Raw genomic sequence first — 19,695 nt, forward strand, 5'->3', positions numbered from 1 at the left:
TCATAGATTTCATTCACAAGCTGTATCATTAGTTCTCTGGGACTTAAGCCGTTAGTAGAAATCCCTGATTCTCGAAAAACATCATGTTGTTTTTTGGATTTAATGTACTCGACATTTCGATGCAGAAGTCGGGAATTTTCCTTAACCACATCTAAGTCGGGGGCACGGTTACTTTTGAAAATATCAACGGCAATTTGATTTTGATATCCTGCTTCGCCAATCATGTCGTGGTACATTTGGCGATTCAGGAGCAGTGCTTGATTAATCAGTTCTGGGGTTAATTCTGTTTGATTAGCTATCTGGGCAAATTGAACAATATAGTCTCGGTATTGAGATTTAATAGGAATAGGATTACGCTGATTATTCTCTTGAGAAATCAGTTGGTTGTAGTGTTCACCTACTGTTTTTACATACTCGACTTTTTGGGAGAGATTTCCGTATTCTTGTAGGAGGTCTATTTCTGATTCTAAAGCTTCTATGGCTGTGGCATGGTTGTTAATTACGCCTACAGAAATTCCATCTGACATGAAGATAGCAATTTCTTCAAAGGGTTTATCTGGGGGAAATGATGCTTTTTCTTCTTTTTTGATGGGTGAGTAGGCGTTTTCTGGCAGGTTTCGTCTTTTAACTTCTTGAGTGAACTTTGGATATTTAGTTGCTGTTTCTGTGCCTATTGTATCACCATCAAAGTCTCTTCCTTGCCGTTCTGATTCTGTTTCTGCTGGCACAATTTCATCGGTTTGGATACCTTTGTCTTGCAATGCTGCAATTCTTTGAGCGATACGTTCTCTCGTTTCGTCATTGACTACTACAACGCCAAGGAGGGGTTTACCATTGGGGTCTAGTGCGTCGGGAACGTATTTATTTTTTGAAATGCACATCCCGTTGGAGTTGAGGTATGGTGAGCGAAAGTTTAAGATTTCTTCGCCTTCTGGAAATCTCATATCACATATTTCGCCATTGATTAAATCTTTACTTGGTATTATCATGGCTCGGTTGAATTTTAGAGTTTTTCCTAAAGATAAGTCTCGCCATTGGTTTTGCATGAATCGTTCTAGTTCGTCAACTACTTTTTGGGATGATAGTAGTTGACAGTGACCTTCTAGGTCGGCTTTAATTAGACGGTACATTATGGGGTCTTGTTGTGAGGCTGTTTCGGTTTCTGAAATGTCGTTTTGTTCGGGATTTTCTTCGATTTGAAGTTGTCGGTTTTTTTGAAATTTTTCGTAGGCTTCACAGTACCGTTGTGCTACTTTTCTGGGGTCTTTTTGAATGGATGCTAATTCCAAAGCTTCTTGTTCGATTTGGCGGAGGAAGTCTTTAATGCCAAATGGCGCACAGTCTAGTGTTTGGGAAATTGCTACTAAGGAAGGTTGGGAACGGTCTTTTTCACCTATAAAGACCATTTGGTCGGTGTAGAGCCCTGGTCGAATGGGGTTATTTTTTTTGTCTCCACCTTTGAATGATGATGTGGGTAAGATTAGATCTATAGTGGTGTTTAATTTTTCTTTTATTGGTAGTTCATTGAGGCGGAATGGTGCTACGGTTCCTTTTCCAAAGCGACGGTCTAGTTCTCCGCCAAAACATCCTAGTCGATGTTGAATTACGTTGGATACAGTGCCACTGAGTTCTGTTGCTAGTTCTGGTGATATTTTGCCGTGACAGTCTCCTACTAATCGCCAAGCTATGTCGTTAGGAAGTATGTCTCCGTTTTCTCCTGTAATATCGTCTACAATGAGAATATTGACAGGATGCTTTACTGCGTTTTGGCAAGCGCCGATGAAGATGCTGCCATAAGCACCCCGGTCTTTTTGGTCTGGACAAATGGCTTGTATTGTTTCTAAGTATTTTTGGGGGCCATAAACTAATCGACCGCCACTAGATAGTAGTAAGACGTGGTTTTCTGGATGGTTATATAAGTCTTCTGGCGCACTGTTTTCATCGATGTGACCAAATGAGAAGTCGTTTTTTGCGTCTGGGAAGAATGCTTCTAGTAGGGTATTTTGGAGTTCTTCTGTTAAAATACCACTGGGGTCTGATGGATTTTCTATCCATTGGTTTAATCTGGTATCGAAGTGTTTAAATTGTAGTGTCATGGTGGTAAGTAGTGTTATGAATTCAAATTTTTTGGTACGGTTTGATAGGGAGTTTGCTTTGGATGAGAAGCTGGGTGAGGATTATGTTGAGGGTTTGGTTATTCAGGGGTATTCTGATGACCAAATTGTTCGGCAGGCGTCAGCTTTGCGTAATGGCACTCCGCTGGATGAGTTGCCTTTAGATATGGATGCTGAAGATTATTATGACTATCTCAGCGGTGGTTATGATTTGCTAGGAGATGATGAGGAAACTGAGCCTGAATTGGTTGAGTATGTGTATCTCGACCCCAATGCTCCAGATGATTTTTAATTTTAAAAGCGGCCTGTAAAGGTCGCTTTATTTTTACTGTCTTAATAGACAAATGGCTCTGGCAATTATTAATCTCGGCGACAGTAACGCTATGCGCCCATTGCAGGATAAATACCAAAGCCATATTTGCGTGGAAAAACATCAAATTATTAGCTCGGCAAACGAAGCTACCTCCGGGGCAGCGAGTTTGATGATCTGCCCTTCCTTATAAGGAACCCTATCAATTATTTGAAACTCACAGGGACAACCTCTTTGTTCTACTAAAGTATCCAAATCGCTGTTACCATAAACCTCAAATTCCTCCCCATTTGGCTCTTGGATTAAGTAACGCCACCGCAAGCGCTCATACTGAGTACTTTTCCCTGTTTTCTTTAATACTTTGTAAACCAGGCCATCTTCTAAATCGCGCAAAGGAACGGTGGGATGCGGCACCGATGCTAACAATTTAGGAATAGGCGCACCTACCCCTTTTTTAATCCCAATTTTCCGTTCTTTTTCCGGTAACCGCAAATCTTCGTTATAAGCAGATGAACGAGATAAATCAATTCTCAACTCGGTATCTTCTATGAGGATATCCTGATACCCTTCATAACCAGTTTCGTATTTGATGAACTTAAAACCTTCAATTGCTTGAAATTGAGTATCAAAAACCCCAATTTTACTATCGTCATCGAGGTAGACAGTTAAAGTATTGCTGTAATATCTCTGTTCCCCTTCTTCAGTAGTCGCTCCAGTAATACGAATCAAGGCACATTCATCCGGTAAAACTGACAAGTTTTTCTCGATCGCCTTCAACTGAGCAACGGTAATGTATACCGCTTCCCCAGTCAGATCGATCTTACTTGTTACGTGCTGATTTCGCTTAAACTGTTCGGCAATTTGCTGCAAATTAGTTGACTTTTTGGACGAAGTAACCATTGTGACTCCTTTATATACGAGCGGCTAATTTTTCACCCAACCAGGCGTCTTTACCTTTACATATATTCGCGCCATATGTGGCCAGGGGCATCTAACCAAAGAAAGTAACCTTAGCTATCCAGAAAAAGGCCAATTTAATAGCAAAGACAGAGTTAGTCTCTATCTTTTGTTATAAAGCAAAACGCTTAGACTTTTTTACCTCCCTACCAAAGGGGCAAGGTTTTATTTGGGGAAAAGTGACATAAATAAATAAAGCCTGAAAATTATATCCAGAGCTATTGCAACCACTATGCCTCGCAAGTCAAGTTCAAAAACTAAGCAGGAGACAAAAGCTATGTCAATCGAAATTAAAGGCAGCGAAGACCTTGAGAATCAAGCAAGTTTAGAAGAAAATAGTAATCAGCCGGAAATTCTGCTCCCTGCAGTAGAGAAAGAACAAATTGTCGTACATATTAGTGGGGGTGAAATTGGTGGAATAGGGAAATCGACGGTGGGAAAAGCAATCGTTTACTACTATCAGAAAAAGGGAAAACAAGTGATTGTGGTGGATTGCGATCGCACCAATCCCGATGTGTGGAATATGTATCAAAAAAATGAAGTAGAAGCAGCGCACCGCTTAGAATTAAGCGATAATACCGATCGCGAAGACGCGGCGGACGAAATTCTGAACTGGGCAGCTGCTAAAAAATTACCAGTTTTAGTTAATCTCCCTGCTCAGGCAGATACAAACATCCGTGCGTGGCTCGATCGTACTGTGTTACCTCTGATACAGTTACCCGCAGAAGAGAAGGATGTAGAAATTCAAATCAACTATTGGTTTGTCACGAATGGATTTAAAGAAAGCATCGATTTATTTTTAAATTCTTTGTGGCACTACGGAGGACATATCCAACATATTTTAGTCCGAAATAATGGCATAGCAAGCAATTGGGATAATATCGATAATGACCAAAATTTGAAACACCTCACTCAGAAGATTATTCGGCTACCTAAAGCTACAAAGAATCAGGCAATTATTGAAAAACCGGAAATAGCTAAAAAAGATAAAAATATCAAAGATGTAGATGAAACTGGTCACAAGATCTTACCAATTATTCAAATAGAATTTCCCCGCCTCGCCAAGAGAGAACGGGATAAATTGAACGCAGAGGGAATTTCATTTAGGGAAGCTTTATCGGCTAGTACGAACGGCAACGGGAGAAAAATTTGGCCTGTATGGGAACGAAGCCGACTGTATAACTTTATAACAGATGCGGTAACTGTATTTGCAGAAACGGGAGTGCTGCCATGACCCCATTTGTAAAAAAACCGGAGGATTTTCCATTACTCAAACGATTGTTAAAAGATAAATCAGAAGATTTCCAACAAAGGGTTTGGGATTATGTAGCTTTAACCGATCTCCAACCTGACGATCCGGGGATAATCTTTCCCATTTTATTGGGGCAGTTGCAATTACTGCTATCTGAGACACCTGACACCCTAGAACGTATGTTCAAAGAGGGTTCTGCCGAATTGAAACAATCGTTGGAGTTGTCCGAGCGGGTACTGATTGCACGGCAGAAAAAGGCGATCGCAGATGCAGCTTTAGCCGTAATTCGGGAGGCACGCGAGGAAGCGAAGAAGAAAGAAAGCTTACAACCTTGGAGTACTATAGCCCTGGCATCTGGTTGCCTTGCAGGAATACTGGGGCTGGGGTTTTTTCTAGGGATGACAATTTCTCCTTTCCTGCAAGGCGGTTATGTAGAAAATATGCGAATAACCGCCGAGCGAGCCGCGACACTACGATGGGCGGAATCAAAGTCAGGAAGAAAAGCCAGAGAGATTCTGGAACTAAATTCGCAATATTTAAATTCCTGCGAAAGGGATGTTCGGCGTTTAGGATTGACACTAACTTTTAACGGGGTAACAAAAAAATCAGGTTTTTGTTTGCTTTGGATAAAGAAGCCAAACTAAATCGGTCAACTTCTCGGATGCGGTGCTTGATGGTATTCGTTTCCAGCATGCCAATTTTTAAGTTTCGGACGCCACGATCGCAAACGCATTTCTACGTTGGGATCGCCCTTTCGATAAACAGCTTGATAATAAGCATCTTTGTCGCAGTCTTTGGTCGGAAGGCGATCGCCCTAAAAATTTGGCCTTTGTTCATGCAAGGGCTTTTTTCGCTGCAAATGTTTATAAATTCAGACTTGTCGAATTGACAAGTGCGATCGCTTAGGAGTGCGTATAACCTGACATCTAGCCTCTAGAGGGATTCGGCCAAGCGCTATCAAAAAGTCCGCCGCCCTAGAATTACCTTTCTTGAGGATTAAATATTCGCAAATTGCTAAGCAATCTGACAAAGTGAAAGTTAATACCTCCGCTCCATTCTCCAGATAGCAGGCTAGAGGCTCCCTCGTCAGGCCATACGCATAAAGGGTACGACGAACGGGACTCGCAGGGCGTGCTAACCAATCAGATTCAAAGCCAATTAGCTCCAAAAAAGAAGCAACTTCGATTAAATACAAGGTTTCTCCTTCGGTATGTTTGCCAGCTAAAACCTGCAAAGAGCTATCAGTATAATCTAGTAACTTTACGTGAAAGATATTAATAACTTTCACGTAACCAGGTTCTGAACTTGGGTCTGATAAAGCTAGGTAATCACAACCATTAGCCTGTGAGTTGAGATAGTATTCAGCAGCAGACCATAACTGTCTGGGTTGGTTTTTGGCTTTTTTTGTCGGCTCAGTTTGTGTTACTAAATATTGCCAGTACTGAGCCGCAGTTCTTAAAGTGCAGACACTAGCTAGGAGATAGTTAGGTAAATAAGCTTCAAAAACAGAATCAGCAGTTTCTGTTTTTTCTAGGAACTGCAATACTGACTGGCTGGGTAAACCAACCGGATTCGCTATTTGTCGAAAGGTGAAGACAAAGTTTTCATCCGGTAGTTGGTAAGCATTTAATTCAATGTTTAAAGAACGCCACACGCCACGGCGTAACAGGGGGATGAATTTAGCTAGTCTGTGCATAGAGATAATATTCATGTTTCCAAAAATTACATGAGAAAAAGCTGAGGCGGGTAACGAAAATGAGGAATAAATTTTCTTCCCTATCTCCCACATCGCCCACATTGCAGGGAGCTTAACGCGAGTGCAATTCGTTTTAACCCCAACAGTCAACAGCCTAATTAAGCCTTTTATCCTTCAAAAGCTCGGCCAAAGATTTTTGTGCAAGCAGTTTTAACAAAGCTAGAGCTTTCTGATTTTTTTGGAGAGCGAAGTAAGCCCAAATAGTTAGCCAATCTTCAAAAGATAGAGTAGTGACGCGACAGAAATTGCCGCGCTCTGCTTTGTAAAGATGTTGAGAATACTTTCCGGAAAACCCCCGTTGTCGTAAAACGCGGTTTTTCTTGGCGGAACGCTTCATTTCCTTATCTAGCCATTCTGTTGAAGCATCGATTACAGACAAACCAGATTGTGGTGTAATCCAATATTTGCCCTGCCGATCTACCACTACAGAAAGCATTCCAATGGATTCAAAGAAGCAGTCAAATAAAACACCTTCTTCAGAGATATTTTCTTCAAAATCATAGTCAGGCGTACAGAGATAATCAGAATCTTGAACTGCTTCTGGCTCTGGAAGAACCTCTGCATATTTGAGATTTTCACAATCAGCCATGAATTTTTGCCAGCGTGCATCAGTACGGGTTGGTAAATGAGACAATTTCCTTCTTTTGGAGAGGTATTTCCAGTAGGATACCGCCGTAGACAAGAGGGTAAGAGTCCTTAATTTCCTTTTATTAGCAGGCTGTAAGGTAACCTCAAAAGTAGGAAAATTGTAGTTAATGATGAATTTTTGTACCGCCATTGCAGAAACTCCAAACATTTTCGCAATGGTGTCTCTGGCAATTAAGATCGCAGGCTCGTTGTCTATCAAAGTATAGTAAATCCGCCAGCTGCTCCCGCTGCCTCTCAAAATCCCGGAGGTTGCATACAAAACTGAGTTTCCTTGCATAGAACAAAGGTTTCTGATTAATTCAAGGATTTTAAACACCAGTAGACGGGTCTTTTTTGGTATTCTTGCCAGTGCTGAATCTAGGCATATGTCATCTGAAAAGGGAAAAACAAAGGGAATTACTAATCCCACGGTTTTTTTTGTTTTATAGCAACCGCCAGGGCGATTAAGGCAACTCCAACTGTTACCTTTAGTCCATAATCCCTTACTTCGTCAAGCTTTTTCCTCTTCCCTCAACGCTCGCCCCCAGCAAGAGAGCCCCTAGTGCCTAGCTATATATGACAAATATTTTGGCTTTCCCAAACTAAATACCAGATCTGCCTTAAGTTAGATTCCTTTTATGCCTTTAGATTTATAAGTTTAGTCTGTAGGGACAAAGATCTTATTTGAAAGTCCCGGAATGAGTTAAGTAGCTGCAAGTATTTCAAGAAAAGTTTTTATTTACTATATAGATATAGAGTTGTAATAATACAGCCTAAAGGATAATATTTATGAACAAAATAGTAATTAAAAATTGATGTACCTGCACCTAATTATTCAAGTAAAACTATTACTTAAGATTTTCTAATTAATCGGTAAATCAAGTTTCATCCCTTCTTTTAGACCAAGGTTTTGGGCTGTTCCACCCAACAGTTCAATTACTGCATCAACCTGAACGGGCGACGCAATAGGAGAACAAGAAAAATCAGCTTGGCAGGGAGGAACTTGGTGCATAATTTTGACAATTTTACCTTGACGTATAAACACTAAGTCAAGAGGCACCAGCATATCTTTCATCCAAACTGCTACGTTCCGCCTCGGCTCTACAGGGAAAATCATACCTCCTGTTTTTAACTGCCTTGCGGTTCTTTTCATTAACCCTCTCGATTGAGTTGCTGGAGTATTAGCAACTTCGAGCGTAAACTTTGTACCACCTAGCATTATTTGCACTGTAGGGCGAGTGTAATTAGCAGCTACTCCCGCCAACATCATGGCAAGCAAACTAATCCCAATGCTCCAGCCAAAAGTATCTGCGATCCGATCCGTTAAACTTTTATTACGCATAGTTTTAACTTAGTTCCCGCTCGTTTTAATTTCGCTCCAACCGCTGACCCCAATAACTAATCAGTGGTGGTGCGAACACTGAATTATCAGGAGAACTGGCTGGTTCGCAAATATATTTAGCTTGGTTTTCCATTGCCAATATCTCATCAGTTCTGGCAGAAAACAAAGTAAAAATGGTATCTCTTTGTGCCAGAAAATCTGGGAGTGATAATTGGATAGAAATGCGATCGCATTTGCCTGGAAGCGTCATAGAATAATGAGACTGAAAGACTGCGTTAGCCGCTTTAATGACCATCTGCTCTAACTCCGCTGGCGTAAAGTTTTGGGTGAGGTTAAGCAGTTGTCTCCATTCAGCTTCAGTTAACGGCCCATCACCCTGCTGATAACGCCGATCGAAACGCTGTGCGTGTAATTGAATGATTTCTTTACGCTCGATATGCTGAGGAAAACCAACGTAAACCCTGCGATCGAAGCGCCCTTCGCGAGTCAGCTCTGGAGGTAAAGAATTAAAACGGTTTAAAGTTGCAATTACGTAAGTATAACTGGTTTTTTCCTGCAACCAAGTCAGCAATGTTCCTAATATTTGCCGATTTGAAGTGGCTTCACCAGAAGAAACTCGCTCGGTATCGAACAATTTATCAAATTCATCAAAGCCTACAACTACAGGAGCCAAAGCTTCTAAGCGCCTAATTATTTCCCGTAGATAACCAACACCTCTGGCGACAATAATACCCACATCTAAAATGCACAATGGAAATCCTAATTGATCGGCACAAGCTTTCACGGCTCTGGATTTCCCAGTTCCGGGAGGCCCAACCAGCAAGCAACCTTTAGGTAGGGGTAAGCCGCAGTTTCTTGCCGCATCAGTATATCGATTTTTGACCTGCTCGAACATATTTCGCAACCGATCTAAGCCACCAAATCCTTTAACGTTGGGCTGTGCAATGAAATCTAAATCCAAAGTGCGCTTGAGTCGCTCTTTTTTATACTCCAGCAGATAGTTAATAACTGTTGCTTCTTCGTTTCCTGTCGCTTGTGAGTGTTTTAATCCTAACGTTAAACCCGTAGTAATTTCTTCTCTACTCAATCCGGTCGCGGCTAAAATTAAGGAATTGCGATCGCGCGGAGCGCACTGCCGAAGGCGATCGCAGAATTTACCCGCACCCACAGGAGATTGCATGAGTGCATCTATATGGATGCCAATCTCTTGGATATCCGGCAAGGGTTTCCACAATTCGGGTATCGCGGAAGCTAAATCCAAGGGTAATTCTGTTGCATCCGTCCCAAGTAGGATCAGGTAGGGGACGGATTCTTTTTGGTTAGTCTTGACCTTGGCCTTCCATTCACCAAGTAAGTTTATCAGCATCGATCGCAAGCGCAAAGCACTTGATTTTGTTGCCGCATCAGCGTCAAGCGACACAGCCATTAGCGACTGAAGATTTTCAACGATGAAAATCGCCGACCCAGCATAGCGTTGCACAAAGCTTAAAGCTTGTGCGGGAAAGACAGCTTCCCAGCTATCGCCGCGATCGGAGAAATCCATAGACGCTGTACTAAATCGGATTTCCCAGAATGCTTGTTGCCCAAAATTCCAGATATAAACAGGCAACTGTCGCTGCACGCCAAAATTGGCGATAAAACTAATGGTTTCCAGCCTCTCAATTAATAGGCTTTGGATGGAAATAATCCTGAATTCTTCCAGTAATAAGTCGATATCTTTCCACTGCATCTGCATCCTTCCTTATAAAAAACTACTAGCACTGACCTCTTTCTAAGGTTAGAAATAGCCGACTTAATCCAAAGTGACTGAGAACAAATAAATGCCTGCGGGTATACTAAGCAAGAGTCTTATCCAGTCAGGTAGGCGATTGAGTGGGTAAGTGATAGCAGAGATGGCAAGCAATACTCCTCCGTCTTGCCATTGTCCGCTAAGTATTTGAAATCCACCCATCACAGCCAATAATACTGTCAGCAACCACCCCAGGAACTCTTGAGCCAGTTGCAACCTACCTCTTTTTCCGGTTTCCGGTGGTGGCGTATTCATGTTATTAGCCCTTGACAATCAAAGTATTTTCTCATTTGATTATAAACGCTTTCTTTGGCCGTTATCCACAGATAAAATAGTCTACTACCTCAGTCATAGTCTATTTATTTCTAGGGTATTAATTTTGATCGACCGCCCTTGGTTAGCAAATATAACTCCGGTCTTAGTTAACCCAAGACTATAGCATTAAAATGATAAATGATGAGATTCTACCCAATGAACGGTTTAATTAAAGTAGCAGCTAATGTACTAATAATAAATAAGAGTTTTGAACTTTTCTTATGCCATTACCAAACTTTCTCCCCAATAAAACTAGAGGGTTCAATACCGAACTCGCGCTCAACCAAATTCCTATCGAGTTACTTATGCACGCAGCTTCAGGATTACTGTTTGTGGATTTACTCATAGGATTTACCTTCTCAAACTTGATTTTGTTCGTGTTATTTTTGTTCGGTTCTGCCGCATTAATTTGGCGGCATGAGTTTAACAAATTTTTGACAAAAATAGCTCGTGGAGTTAGTAGAGGACACATAAGAATGGGAGCCGTATTGTTTTTAGTTATGGCTACAATCTGGTTCCTCACCTTAAGTGCTGCTCCCGCTCACGCTCAATTCTTTGTCAATACAGAACAATGGCTACGTCAATCTTTCCCGATAGGCGGTCAAGGTGGCGCGGGTGGTGCAGGTGGTGCTGGAGGCACTGATATATATGCACTGGTATTTAACACCCTTCGAGCCATTTTCGTTTTGTATTTAGCAATATCCTTAGTCAGGGTAATTGCAGCAGCCAGGAACGACGAAGACTGGCAAAATTTGGCCAGAACCCCCCTCATTATTCTGGTTGTCGTGACATTAGGAGATATCCTTGCCACCTTAATTACTGGTCAAGGAACAGGTGGCGGTGGCGGCACACCTTAAGAAAGGCGTAAGCGCGATTCCAATTTGTTTGCAGGTACGTCACTATTTCCAGAGTTTTCAATCGGGAAAATATGCCAAATTCGCGCTCTTTTCCACCTGCTAGCACATTTAGACCAGTTAACCCAACTTTGGGAAAAACTCCAAAGTTGGGGCCATTCCCCGGCGATCAGGTTGCTCCTTGGGCAGGGATATGTTTAGTCAGCTACTACATCTGTAAAACCGTATTTGGACTGTCTTGGTTGTGGACAGGATTAGCAGCTGGGTGGGGATGCGCTACCTGGTGGATACTTACAGCAAATGGTGCTTGGCGGTGGTTATCTAAATTCGTTTCAGTTCCTAATTGGACGAGAGGGTTTGCTTTATATCAGCCACTTCTGGAAAACAGGGAAGTCAATCAATCCAAAACTTCTCATAGACAAATTTTGATGGAATTACAACACTCTCAAAGAAAAAGCTTCAAAGCAACGCGAGGAAGAAAATAATGGGGATACTAAACTTTTTTCAAGCTAAAGATTCACCTAAAAGTTCAGAGATTAAGCACTCTCAGAAAAAAAGACGTAAAAATAAACCAAAAATCGGTAAGCGTGAAGTCGATAATGGCTTTGGCAAGATTCGGGTAACTCCCCTTGAAGATGCTTTCCAACTAGCTAGCTTGCTAGAAATTAATTTATTCGATCGCCCAATGGGAGCCTACGTACTCAAAAAAGGTGAAGACAGTTTCATGATTCAGTTTGGATTTGAGTGCCAAGGTGTTCACTCAACCTTAAGAGATGAGGAAATTGACCCGATATTTGATGCGATCGAATCTGGATTAAAAGATTTACCTTTTGACGAAAGGTTAACTATTCATCTAGGTTCTTTCACCACAGACAGCTTCCGACAAGCCGAACTAGAAACAATAGTAGAAACCGCACCAAATCCAGAATTGCAATACTTAGTTTTGAGTGAAAAAGCACGAATACGGCAGCTAACTCGTCAAGGAATCCGAAAACCTAAATTCCTTCGTTTGTATGGAACCTATACCATAGAACCGGAAACCGTAGGAACAACCGACCATATTGAAAAAGCTTTAGCTTTTATTGAAAAGTCATGGAAAAAGTTCACTGGAGAAATTCACGAACTCCGCTTTTTTCGAGTAGAAAAGTTACTTTATGCGTCTTTCACCGATGGTTTCCAACGCTGGGAGCAATTACTTGCTAACAAAATGGGTTTAGAGATTCGCCCTTTTACCGCCCAAGAAATGTGGTCGCATTTGTGGTCGAGATTTAACGATACTCCACCACCCCCAATTCCTCAGTTGTTAGTTTTAGACGAAAACGGCTTGAGAGAAAATCAATATTCAGATGTGCATCCCACAACTTTATTAATGGAATCTGAATCTTCTGTTCCCGTTGCCGATCGCCGTTGGACGCATATCAAAAATAAATACATCGGAGCTTTAACCTTTCAAGATAAACCGGGAGGTTGGACAGATAAATATGCCCAAATGTCCTATTTATGGAAGGTGATGGCACGCGATGAAGTGTACGATACAGAAATTTATTGTCAGTTGATGAGAGCTAACGATGGGTTGGTAAAAAGCAATATGCAACGCATTACCAAACAGTCTACAGTTAGCGCTGAACTGGCAACTGAAAAAAGTTCTGTAGATGTCGGTTCATTATTAAAAATTGAAGATGCAGTTGCCGCTCAAGCTGAACTCTATCGCGGCGCAGTTGGTATCCATACTGCTGTTGTTTTCTTAGTTTACCGTCCGACTAGGGAAAAATTAGACGAAGCGTGTCGTCACTTGCAATCTTTATTTCTTCGCCCAGCTTGGGTGATTAGAGAAACTGAATATCCTTGGAAAATTTGGCTGCAAACGTTTCCAATTTGTTGGGAACGTCTGATGACTACTCCTTTCAATCGTCGCCGACTTTATCTTAACAGCGAAGTTGTGGGATTGATGCCTTTAGTCCGCACCCGAAGTGGTGATAAAGCTGGGTTTGAATTAATCGCAGGAGAGGGAGGAACGCCTGTTTTTATCGACTTATACAATCAACACAAAAATTTAGGTCTTTTCGGTACAACTCGCTCCGGGAAATCGGTGATGGCAGCAGGCATTTTAACCCAAGCTTTAGCGCGGGGAATGCCAGTAGTAGCAATGGACTATCCCAAACCAGATGGTAGTAGTACGTTCACAGACTATACTCGGTTTATGGGTGAAGATGGCGCTTATTTCGATATTGGCAAAGAATCTTCAAATTTATTTGAATTACCGGATTTAAGTACCCTATCGCCACAACTTCAAAAAGAGCGATTTGAAGATTACAAAGACTTTTTAACTTCCGCATTGATGGCAATGGTGATAGGTGGAAAACGCACCAGCGGGATGAGAGATACTGCCATTCTGGACACTGTACGATCGATTTTGACTTTAGCTTTGGATGCTTTCTTTAGCGACTGGCAAATTCGCGATCGCTATGCAACTGCATTCACTAATGGCTTTGGCTCGGAAGAATGGCAACAGATGCCCACTTTAAGCGATTTTCTGAGCTACTGTTCTACGGAACGGCTGCGCTTGGATTCACTGGCTGGCGATATTCCGGCGGCGCTGCAATTAATCAAACTGCGCTTGCGGTTTTGGCTGACTTCGCGAGTGGGTAGAGCGATCGCACTTCCTTCGACTTTTAGAAGTAACGCAAGGTTGCTTGTTTTCGCCCTCAGAAACCTTTCCAACGATGAAGATGCAGCCATCCTTTCTTTGAGTGCTTATTCGGCAGCTTTACGGCGTGCTTTGGCATCAAAAGCGAGTATTTTCTTCATTGATGAATCGCCAATTTTGTTTGAATATGACAGTATCGCCGCTTTAGTTGGAAGATTATGTGCTAACGGAGCTAAATCGGGTATCCGTGTTATTTTATCCGCTCAAGATCCAGATACGATCGCTACCTCTCCCAGTGGTGCAAAGATATTTCAAAACCTGTCCACTCGACTAATTGGAAGAATTCAACCAACAGCAGCAGATCGCTTTGTAAATATTCTCAAATATCCACCTGAAATCATTTACAAAAATTCCACAGAAAGCTTTTTTCCGCGCCGAAGCGGAATGTATTCGCAATGGTTGTTAGACGATAACGGCATTTACACGTACTGCCGCTACTATCCATCCGCCGAGTTATTAGCAGCAGTTGCTAACAATCCTGAAGAACAGGCGGCGCGTGCGATCGCTTTCCAAAAATACAGCGATAAATTCATCGCCATCAAAGAGTTTAGCAAACAACTTGTCGCTCTAAATAAGAGTGCTTGAAATTGAAAATCAAGAAGGAGTAAATATGGAACACAACAAACACTTCAAAAAATCCGCTATGGTTTTAGGTTTAGCTGCGATGCTTTTGATTGCTTCTGCTGCTCCTAGTCGTGCTGTTACTATACCGATGGGTGGGGGAGACTTTTTCAATGGTTTGTTGAACCAGTTTCTCCAGTATTTTGAAGAAGCTCAACGGTACATTAGCCAAGCAATAAATGACAAAATTCAACCGTTAGAAGAGTCGATTAATGCCGATTTACAAAATGCACTTGGGCAAGCTAAAGGCGTTTTGGGAATACCCGACCCTATAGCGACTCGAAAAAGTGTCGAAGAAACTTTATCAAATTCTGCTGAACCGATTAATTCACAAGAAAGAGCAACAAACGAGATCGATCGCCAAATTACCAGAGCAACTGCATCTGCAACACTCAGTCAAGAAGGACAGCAACGAACTCAAGAACAATTGCAAATTACCAAACAAGCAGTAGAAACGGTGCAGCAGCAAGCACAAATCGCTCAGTCAGATGTAGTTACTCAGAATGTCATGAAACGGATCGCTGCCCAAAATGCAGAAATCAGCGGTGTTCTTGGTTCTATGCGGCAGGATATGGCACAAGATGCCCAACGTCAAGAACTAGCTAATGTCAACCTAACAAATATTTCTCGTGGTATCGACGGTCAAAACCAAGCCGCAGATAGCGAGCGAGTTAGCACGGGTTTTGGCAACTTACGTATTTTTTCAAGAGCCAGATTGTTCTAATTCATTTTAGGTGAACCTGAAGATGGAAATGTTATCCCGAAGTTTTTTATGGAAAAATTCGCTCTTATTTGGGGCTGTGCAAGACCAAGCTTCTCAAATTATCAATCAATCTGCACAAGGTTCTCAATTTATCAGCGAATCGCTCGATCGGCTTTGGGATGACGTGCTGAGTGGCGGCTTATACACCGCCCTCGCCAATCTCGGTATTTTGTTTGCAGTAGGCACCTTACTGATTTTCATGGTGCAGTGGGCTAAAGATTTGATTGATGGAGAGGAAGTCCGCAGTTTCTCCGAACTAATGTGGCCTATTTTAGTTATCTGTTTGCTCGCGAATAATGCCTCACTTTTATCAGATTCAACGAAAGGTATGCGGTCATTAATCAACCAAGTCAATCAAACAATCTTAACTCAAACAGCCTCTAGCATTAGCCTGCAAGAAGCTTATCAAAAGGTGATGTTAGAAATCGGTTCGGAAGATTTAGCGCGTGGTATTTTAGCTCAATGCGCTACCAAAGCAGACCCGCTCCAACAGCAAGATTGCGTGAATAACGCAGTGGAACAAGCCAAAGCTTCTGCCCCACCTAACCCTTCCCGGTCGTATCAAAATTTTTTAGATTCTCTCAATCCTTTACAGCAAGGACAAAATTTGGTTAATACTTTGCAATCGGGCATTCAAAACACGCTCGTCATGTCAGCTAGAGGATTGCTGATTGCTTTCGGTATGGCCTTTCAATGGTTGGTTGAAATCACTTGGGTGCTAACAGCTTTGCTTGGCCCTCTAGCAGTTGGCGGTACTCTACTTCCCGTCGGCCAAAAAGCTATCTTTGCTTGGCTGATTGGGTTTTATTCAGTTGGATTAGTCAAACTTTGTTTAAATATTGTGACGGGATTGGTCGCCACTTTAGTTGTAAATGCAGGCGACAACGACCCCATGATTTTTGCTTTCGCCGTCGGCCTACTAGCACCAATACTGTCACTGGCGTTAGCAGCAGGTGCAGGAAAAGCCGTTTTCGATGCCTTACAAACTGTGATTCGGCACGGTTTACTTGCAGGCGGTAAAGACGTGCGCCGGGGCGCTAATGCGCTTGGACAAGTTACTGGCTTTGTATTTTCTAAAATACTCGGTCGCTAAAACATAATAGTTGAATCGCCCCATTTTTTGAATTTTGAAATAATTTTGAATTGTTTATGGCTTCTCCTCAAACTCCTTACACGGAAGAATCAGCGACAACCAAACGTTTGCGCTTTCTAGAAAGACAAGAAAAGCGCTTTACAACAAGTGATACTTTAGCACTTTTTGCTGTTGTCACGCTGGGTTTACATATGATCAACCTTTTAGGAGTAATTCTCCTCTACGGTGCTTATTCCAGTTTAGCTCGAAAAGCACCACCGACTTTAGTGCAATTAGAAACAGGTAAAACCATAGCAGTAGCGCCCCTTGGCTCTAAAGAAAGAACCCCAAAAGTTATTAGCCAATTTGTCGCTGATATCTTCACATTAATGATGAATTGGTCTGGAACTTTAGCAGCTACAACTGTAGAAGAAGCTGCCAATCCCAAGCCCGACCCTGGCGTAAAAATAGATAACAGAAATCGCGTTACCACAGCAGCATGGCAAGCGAGTTTCGCTTTGTCTGAAGATTTTCGGAAAGAATTTCTCACTAAGCTAGCTCAAATTACTCCGGCGGGAGTCTTTAACCGCTCAGTTCAAGTTACTTTAGTTCCTCTGGAAATTCAACCGCCTACCCAAATTGGTGAGGGAAAGTGGAAAGTCAAAATGGTGGCGAACTTGATGGTAATGGACAAAACCAGCAATTTAGGGGATGTAATTCCCTTTAATAAAGAGATTTACGTTCAAGCTGTGGAAGCGCCCAAAGCCCCGACTGAAACACTATCAGATTTAGGTTCTAAAGTTTATTCTGTGCGACAAAGTGGATTAGAAATCTATGCAATCCGCGATTTAACCAAGGAGGATTTATAATGACAGACCCCAAGGATTATTCTGAATTTGCTTCTTTCGATCCAGATCATATACGTGCAAGTGAAAGTAGTTCAGCTTCCGAGCGAACGTCTCTAGGATTACCAGAGCGCTCTAGCCGTTCCCCAGAATCTTTAGAGCGACCATCTTCTAGCGATCGAAATGGAGATGAAGCTGCCACGGTTTGGGATCGGAAAAGATTAGCGGAATTAGTTAATTTTGAAGAGGATGGTGAACCGCGCTCAGCTAAAAAATCAGACTCGCCTGGAGCAGAAAAAGACGCAACGAATAACATTGTTTCTCGCGATGAGTTATTTGAGTTCGATCCAGACGATCCAAACCAGTCTAAAACCGAACGCACTTTTTCTAATAGCCCTTGGACTAAGGGTGGTTTAGTCGGGATGGGCGCAATGGTCGTTTTTGTAGGCGCGGGACTTTTTCTCAATAACGTTTTCAATCGCGGGAAAGTCGCGCAAGCACCACCCACTCCCACTCCGACCCCAGCACTAACTCCAGCGCCGACACCAGCTGAAAATGAAACGGGAAAACTCAAGACTGAAATCGCTCTTGGCACCCAAGCCGAACAATTAGCGGCACTCAATCGTGCTAAAAGCCCTTCTAACCTAACTCCAACACCGACTGCAACACCAAGTCCAAGTTTGGCTCCCACGGCGACAAATACTTCTCCAAATCAAGCTCAAACTTCAACACCAACGCCCACCCGTACTGCCAAACCTGTTGTAAGCCCACCAGCAAATAACACACCTTCTCCCGCGCCCAGAGTCATCGTCAGAGAAGTGGTGAAAAGAGTTCCGGTGCCAGTTCCAGTACCGCAGCCAGCACCTGTCAGACAAGTGCCGATTGCCACCAATAGGCCAGCACCTGTACCCGTTGCACTCGATCGACCAGCTCGGCAGATTGTGCGATCGGCTCCGCCGCTGCGCTCAGCGCAATCGCCAGCACCAGCACCAACGATCGCTCCTACTCCTACTCCTAGACCTCCAGCGGTACAGCCAAAGGAACCGACGATCGCTCCTACTCCCAGACCTACTCGTGCAACAGAGGCATCACCACAGCCCGATCCGTTCGCACAATGGCAGGCACTAGCTAGTGTGGGTAGCTACGGACAGGCAGATGTTCCTGGGGACGACAGCCAAGAAGTTGCTGCTGTACCTGTCCCCTCTCAGCAGGCAGAACCAGCTATGCCGGGACAAATCGGCGTTTCCCCAGTACCTGTTAGTGCTTACCCTTATACGGTTATGCCGCCAGCAGCGCCGGGGGCGTACTCGCCAGGGGAACAAGTTGCGATCGCGGCAGCGGAACGAAGCTCTATCGCGCTTCCCAAAGCTGTAAGAGTTATTGCCGACCCGCCTGCGCCTTATACAAACCAAGGTACTAGCAACGACGCGGCTGAAGAAAGCCTACTACTGAATGGTTCTCGATCGCCAGCAGCTCAACCCCAACCCGAAGTAGCCGCCATCAACCCTGAAGAAAGCTTGCTACTGAATGGTTCTGCATCAACAGTAGCTCAAACCAACCAATCCCCCGATTTAGTCGCAGCCAACTCAGGTATGCAAGCGGTAGATGCCGAAGAAGATGTACTGATGGGCAGAGTTCCACAGCAACCACCATTATCACTGCGCGATAATTCTCCCGCTCTCAGCGGTCAATACCTCCAAGTAGGAACCAGCGCCAGCGGCAAGTTAATTACACCAGTCCTCAATCCTTCAGGAGTCACTACCGCCAACACTAATAAGTACGCTAATAATCCTTCTAACCCCAATGCTCAAAGGTTTGCAGTTCAGCTAACATCCCCCCTACTCAATGCCTACGGACAACCGATTGTTAATCCCGGCACTTTGATTGTATTTACAGTTGCTTCAGTTGCACCAAATGGATGGGTTGATGCTATCGCTGAATCTGTGGTGTTTTCTGATGGAAGAGAATACCGTTTACCCCCCGGAGCGATCGGTATTCGGGGAGATGGCGGCAAACCATTAATTGCTAAAAAATGGGATGACAAAAGCCGGGAAATTTTCTCGCAGGATGCTAATGCTTTTCTCTTTGGTGCGCTTAGCAATGTAGGCCGAGTATTAAATCAGCCTCGCAGCGAGTCTTATGAATATAATTCCGGTTTTGGTTTTGGTTTGGGTCGTCGCAGCATCGAGCGCAATAGTCCAAATGTTTTGGGTGCTGTATTGTCTGGCGGATTCGCTCCAGTTTTGGAGTCCATTATGCAGCGGAATGCTATGGCAATGCAAGAAATGCGTCAACGCCCCAACATTTGGTATGTATCCGCCGGTAAAGAAGTTCAGATTTTTGTTAATCAATCGTTCCAATTTTAGTTAAG

At 43.1% G+C, this 19,695-nt stretch carries 16 protein-coding genes and 1 pseudogene; 10 read left to right on the forward strand and 7 right to left on the reverse strand.

Annotated elements, in window-relative coordinates:
• A pseudogene (locus H6G03_RS12210) lies at positions 1-2,096 on the reverse strand (hypothetical protein); the annotation flags it as partial.
• A gap of 16 nt (positions 2,097-2,112) precedes the next feature.
• On the opposite strand from H6G03_RS12210, the gene H6G03_RS12215 reads away from it, so the two are divergent.
• On the forward strand, positions 2,113-2,406 hold the full coding sequence (locus H6G03_RS12215; protein ID WP_190464649.1) for a hypothetical protein: 294 nt from the start codon (positions 2,113-2,115) through the stop codon (positions 2,404-2,406).
• Between the two features lie 141 nt (positions 2,407-2,547).
• On the opposite strand, the gene H6G03_RS12220 is transcribed toward H6G03_RS12215, so the two are convergent.
• The gene (locus tag H6G03_RS12220) at positions 2,548-3,324 is read right to left on the reverse strand and encodes a hypothetical protein (protein ID WP_190464650.1); all 777 of its coding nucleotides are present in this window, start codon (positions 3,322-3,324) and stop codon (positions 2,548-2,550) included.
• Positions 3,325-3,658: 334 nt separating this feature from the next.
• Between H6G03_RS12220 and H6G03_RS12225 the strand changes: the two genes are divergently transcribed.
• Both H6G03_RS12225 and H6G03_RS12230 read left to right on the forward strand, forming a co-directional pair.
• Positions 3,659-4,615: a hypothetical protein gene (locus tag H6G03_RS12225; RefSeq protein ID WP_190464651.1), complete on the forward strand. Its 957-nt coding sequence runs from the start codon at positions 3,659-3,661 to the stop codon at positions 4,613-4,615.
• Positions 4,612-5,277, forward strand: coding sequence for a DUF6753 family protein (locus H6G03_RS12230; RefSeq protein ID WP_190464652.1), 666 nt, complete (start codon positions 4,612-4,614; stop codon positions 5,275-5,277). Before H6G03_RS12225 ends, H6G03_RS12230 begins: the two co-directional genes overlap by 4 nt.
• Before the next feature lie 227 nt (positions 5,278-5,504).
• On the opposite strand, the gene H6G03_RS12235 is transcribed toward H6G03_RS12230, so the two are convergent.
• The 5 genes from H6G03_RS12235 to H6G03_RS12255 form a co-directional block, all read right to left on the reverse strand.
• Positions 5,505-6,344, reverse strand: coding sequence for a hypothetical protein (locus H6G03_RS12235; protein ID WP_190464653.1), 840 nt, complete (start codon positions 6,342-6,344; stop codon positions 5,505-5,507).
• 139 nt (positions 6,345-6,483) lie between these two features.
• Positions 6,484-7,446, reverse strand: a complete 963-nt coding sequence (locus tag H6G03_RS12240; protein ID WP_190464654.1) for a hypothetical protein — start codon at positions 7,444-7,446, stop codon at positions 6,484-6,486.
• 432 nt (positions 7,447-7,878) lie between these two features.
• Positions 7,879-8,358, reverse strand: a complete 480-nt coding sequence (locus H6G03_RS12245) for a DUF192 domain-containing protein (protein ID WP_190464655.1) — start codon at positions 8,356-8,358, stop codon at positions 7,879-7,881.
• A gap of 25 nt (positions 8,359-8,383) precedes the next feature.
• Positions 8,384-10,087 carry an AAA family ATPase gene (locus H6G03_RS12250; RefSeq protein WP_190464656.1) on the reverse strand — a complete coding sequence of 568 codons (1,704 nt, stop codon included), beginning with the start codon at positions 10,085-10,087 and terminating at the stop codon, positions 8,384-8,386.
• Between the two features lie 63 nt (positions 10,088-10,150).
• The gene (locus H6G03_RS12255) at positions 10,151-10,402 is read right to left on the reverse strand and encodes a hypothetical protein (RefSeq protein WP_190464657.1); all 252 of its coding nucleotides are present in this window, start codon (positions 10,400-10,402) and stop codon (positions 10,151-10,153) included.
• 365 nt (positions 10,403-10,767) lie between these two features.
• Between H6G03_RS12255 and H6G03_RS12260 the strand changes: the two genes are divergently transcribed.
• From H6G03_RS12260 to H6G03_RS12290, 7 genes are all read left to right on the forward strand, one after another.
• Positions 10,768-11,319: a hypothetical protein gene (locus tag H6G03_RS12260; protein WP_242060387.1), complete on the forward strand. Its 552-nt coding sequence runs from the start codon at positions 10,768-10,770 to the stop codon at positions 11,317-11,319.
• A 71-nt stretch (positions 11,320-11,390) separates the two neighbouring features.
• The gene (locus H6G03_RS12265) at positions 11,391-11,801 is read left to right on the forward strand and encodes a hypothetical protein (protein ID WP_190464659.1); all 411 of its coding nucleotides are present in this window, start codon (positions 11,391-11,393) and stop codon (positions 11,799-11,801) included.
• Positions 11,801-14,608 carry a hypothetical protein gene (locus H6G03_RS12270; RefSeq protein WP_199315268.1) on the forward strand — a complete coding sequence of 936 codons (2,808 nt, stop codon included), beginning with the start codon at positions 11,801-11,803 and terminating at the stop codon, positions 14,606-14,608. The genes H6G03_RS12265 and H6G03_RS12270 overlap by 1 nt, the downstream gene beginning before the upstream one ends.
• 25 nt (positions 14,609-14,633) lie before the next feature.
• Complete coding sequence (locus H6G03_RS12275) at positions 14,634-15,368, forward strand: hypothetical protein (RefSeq protein ID WP_190464660.1); 735 nt, start codon at positions 14,634-14,636, stop codon at positions 15,366-15,368.
• 22 nt (positions 15,369-15,390) lie between these two features.
• Positions 15,391-16,500 (forward strand): hypothetical protein, encoded by a 1,110-nt coding sequence (locus H6G03_RS12280; RefSeq protein WP_190464661.1) that lies wholly within the window; start codon positions 15,391-15,393, stop codon positions 16,498-16,500.
• Between the two features lie 56 nt (positions 16,501-16,556).
• Entirely contained in the window at positions 16,557-17,348 is a 792-nt protein-coding gene (locus H6G03_RS12285) for a hypothetical protein (protein WP_190464662.1), read from the forward strand.
• Positions 17,348-19,690: a TrbI/VirB10 family protein gene (locus tag H6G03_RS12290; protein WP_190464663.1), complete on the forward strand. Its 2,343-nt coding sequence runs from the start codon at positions 17,348-17,350 to the stop codon at positions 19,688-19,690. The genes H6G03_RS12285 and H6G03_RS12290 overlap by 1 nt, the downstream gene beginning before the upstream one ends.
• Positions 19,691-19,695 lie beyond the last annotated feature (5 nt).

The sequence above is a fragment of the Aerosakkonema funiforme FACHB-1375 genome (genome assembly GCF_014696265.1).
Classification (GTDB): Bacteria; Cyanobacteriota; Cyanobacteriia; order Cyanobacteriales; family Aerosakkonemataceae; genus Aerosakkonema; species Aerosakkonema funiforme_A.

Excerpts from the sequence above, each read along its gene's own strand:
- H6G03_RS12215 (WP_190464649.1), top strand. The coding sequence starts at position 2,113 with ATGAATTCAAATTTTTTGGTACGGTTTGATAGGGAGTTTGCTTTGGAT.
- H6G03_RS12220 (WP_190464650.1), bottom strand. The coding sequence starts at position 3,324 with ATGGTTACTTCGTCCAAAAAGTCAACTAATTTGCAGCAAATTGCCGAA.
- H6G03_RS12225 (WP_190464651.1), top strand. The coding sequence starts at position 3,659 with ATGTCAATCGAAATTAAAGGCAGCGAAGACCTTGAGAATCAAGCAAGT.
- H6G03_RS12230 (WP_190464652.1), top strand. The coding sequence starts at position 4,612 with ATGACCCCATTTGTAAAAAAACCGGAGGATTTTCCATTACTCAAACGA.
- H6G03_RS12235 (WP_190464653.1), bottom strand. The coding sequence starts at position 6,344 with ATGAATATTATCTCTATGCACAGACTAGCTAAATTCATCCCCCTGTTA.
- H6G03_RS12245 (WP_190464655.1), bottom strand. The coding sequence starts at position 8,358 with ATGCGTAATAAAAGTTTAACGGATCGGATCGCAGATACTTTTGGCTGG.
- H6G03_RS12250 (WP_190464656.1), bottom strand. The coding sequence starts at position 10,087 with ATGCAGTGGAAAGATATCGACTTATTACTGGAAGAATTCAGGATTATT.
- H6G03_RS12255 (WP_190464657.1), bottom strand. The coding sequence starts at position 10,402 with ATGAATACGCCACCACCGGAAACCGGAAAAAGAGGTAGGTTGCAACTG.
- H6G03_RS12260 (WP_242060387.1), top strand. The coding sequence starts at position 10,768 with ATGCACGCAGCTTCAGGATTACTGTTTGTGGATTTACTCATAGGATTT.
- H6G03_RS12265 (WP_190464659.1), top strand. The coding sequence starts at position 11,391 with ATGCCAAATTCGCGCTCTTTTCCACCTGCTAGCACATTTAGACCAGTT.
- H6G03_RS12270 (WP_199315268.1), top strand. The coding sequence starts at position 11,801 with ATGGGGATACTAAACTTTTTTCAAGCTAAAGATTCACCTAAAAGTTCA.
- H6G03_RS12275 (WP_190464660.1), top strand. The coding sequence starts at position 14,634 with ATGGAACACAACAAACACTTCAAAAAATCCGCTATGGTTTTAGGTTTA.
- H6G03_RS12280 (WP_190464661.1), top strand. The coding sequence starts at position 15,391 with ATGGAAATGTTATCCCGAAGTTTTTTATGGAAAAATTCGCTCTTATTT.
- H6G03_RS12285 (WP_190464662.1), top strand. The coding sequence starts at position 16,557 with ATGGCTTCTCCTCAAACTCCTTACACGGAAGAATCAGCGACAACCAAA.
- H6G03_RS12290 (WP_190464663.1), top strand. The coding sequence starts at position 17,348 with ATGACAGACCCCAAGGATTATTCTGAATTTGCTTCTTTCGATCCAGAT.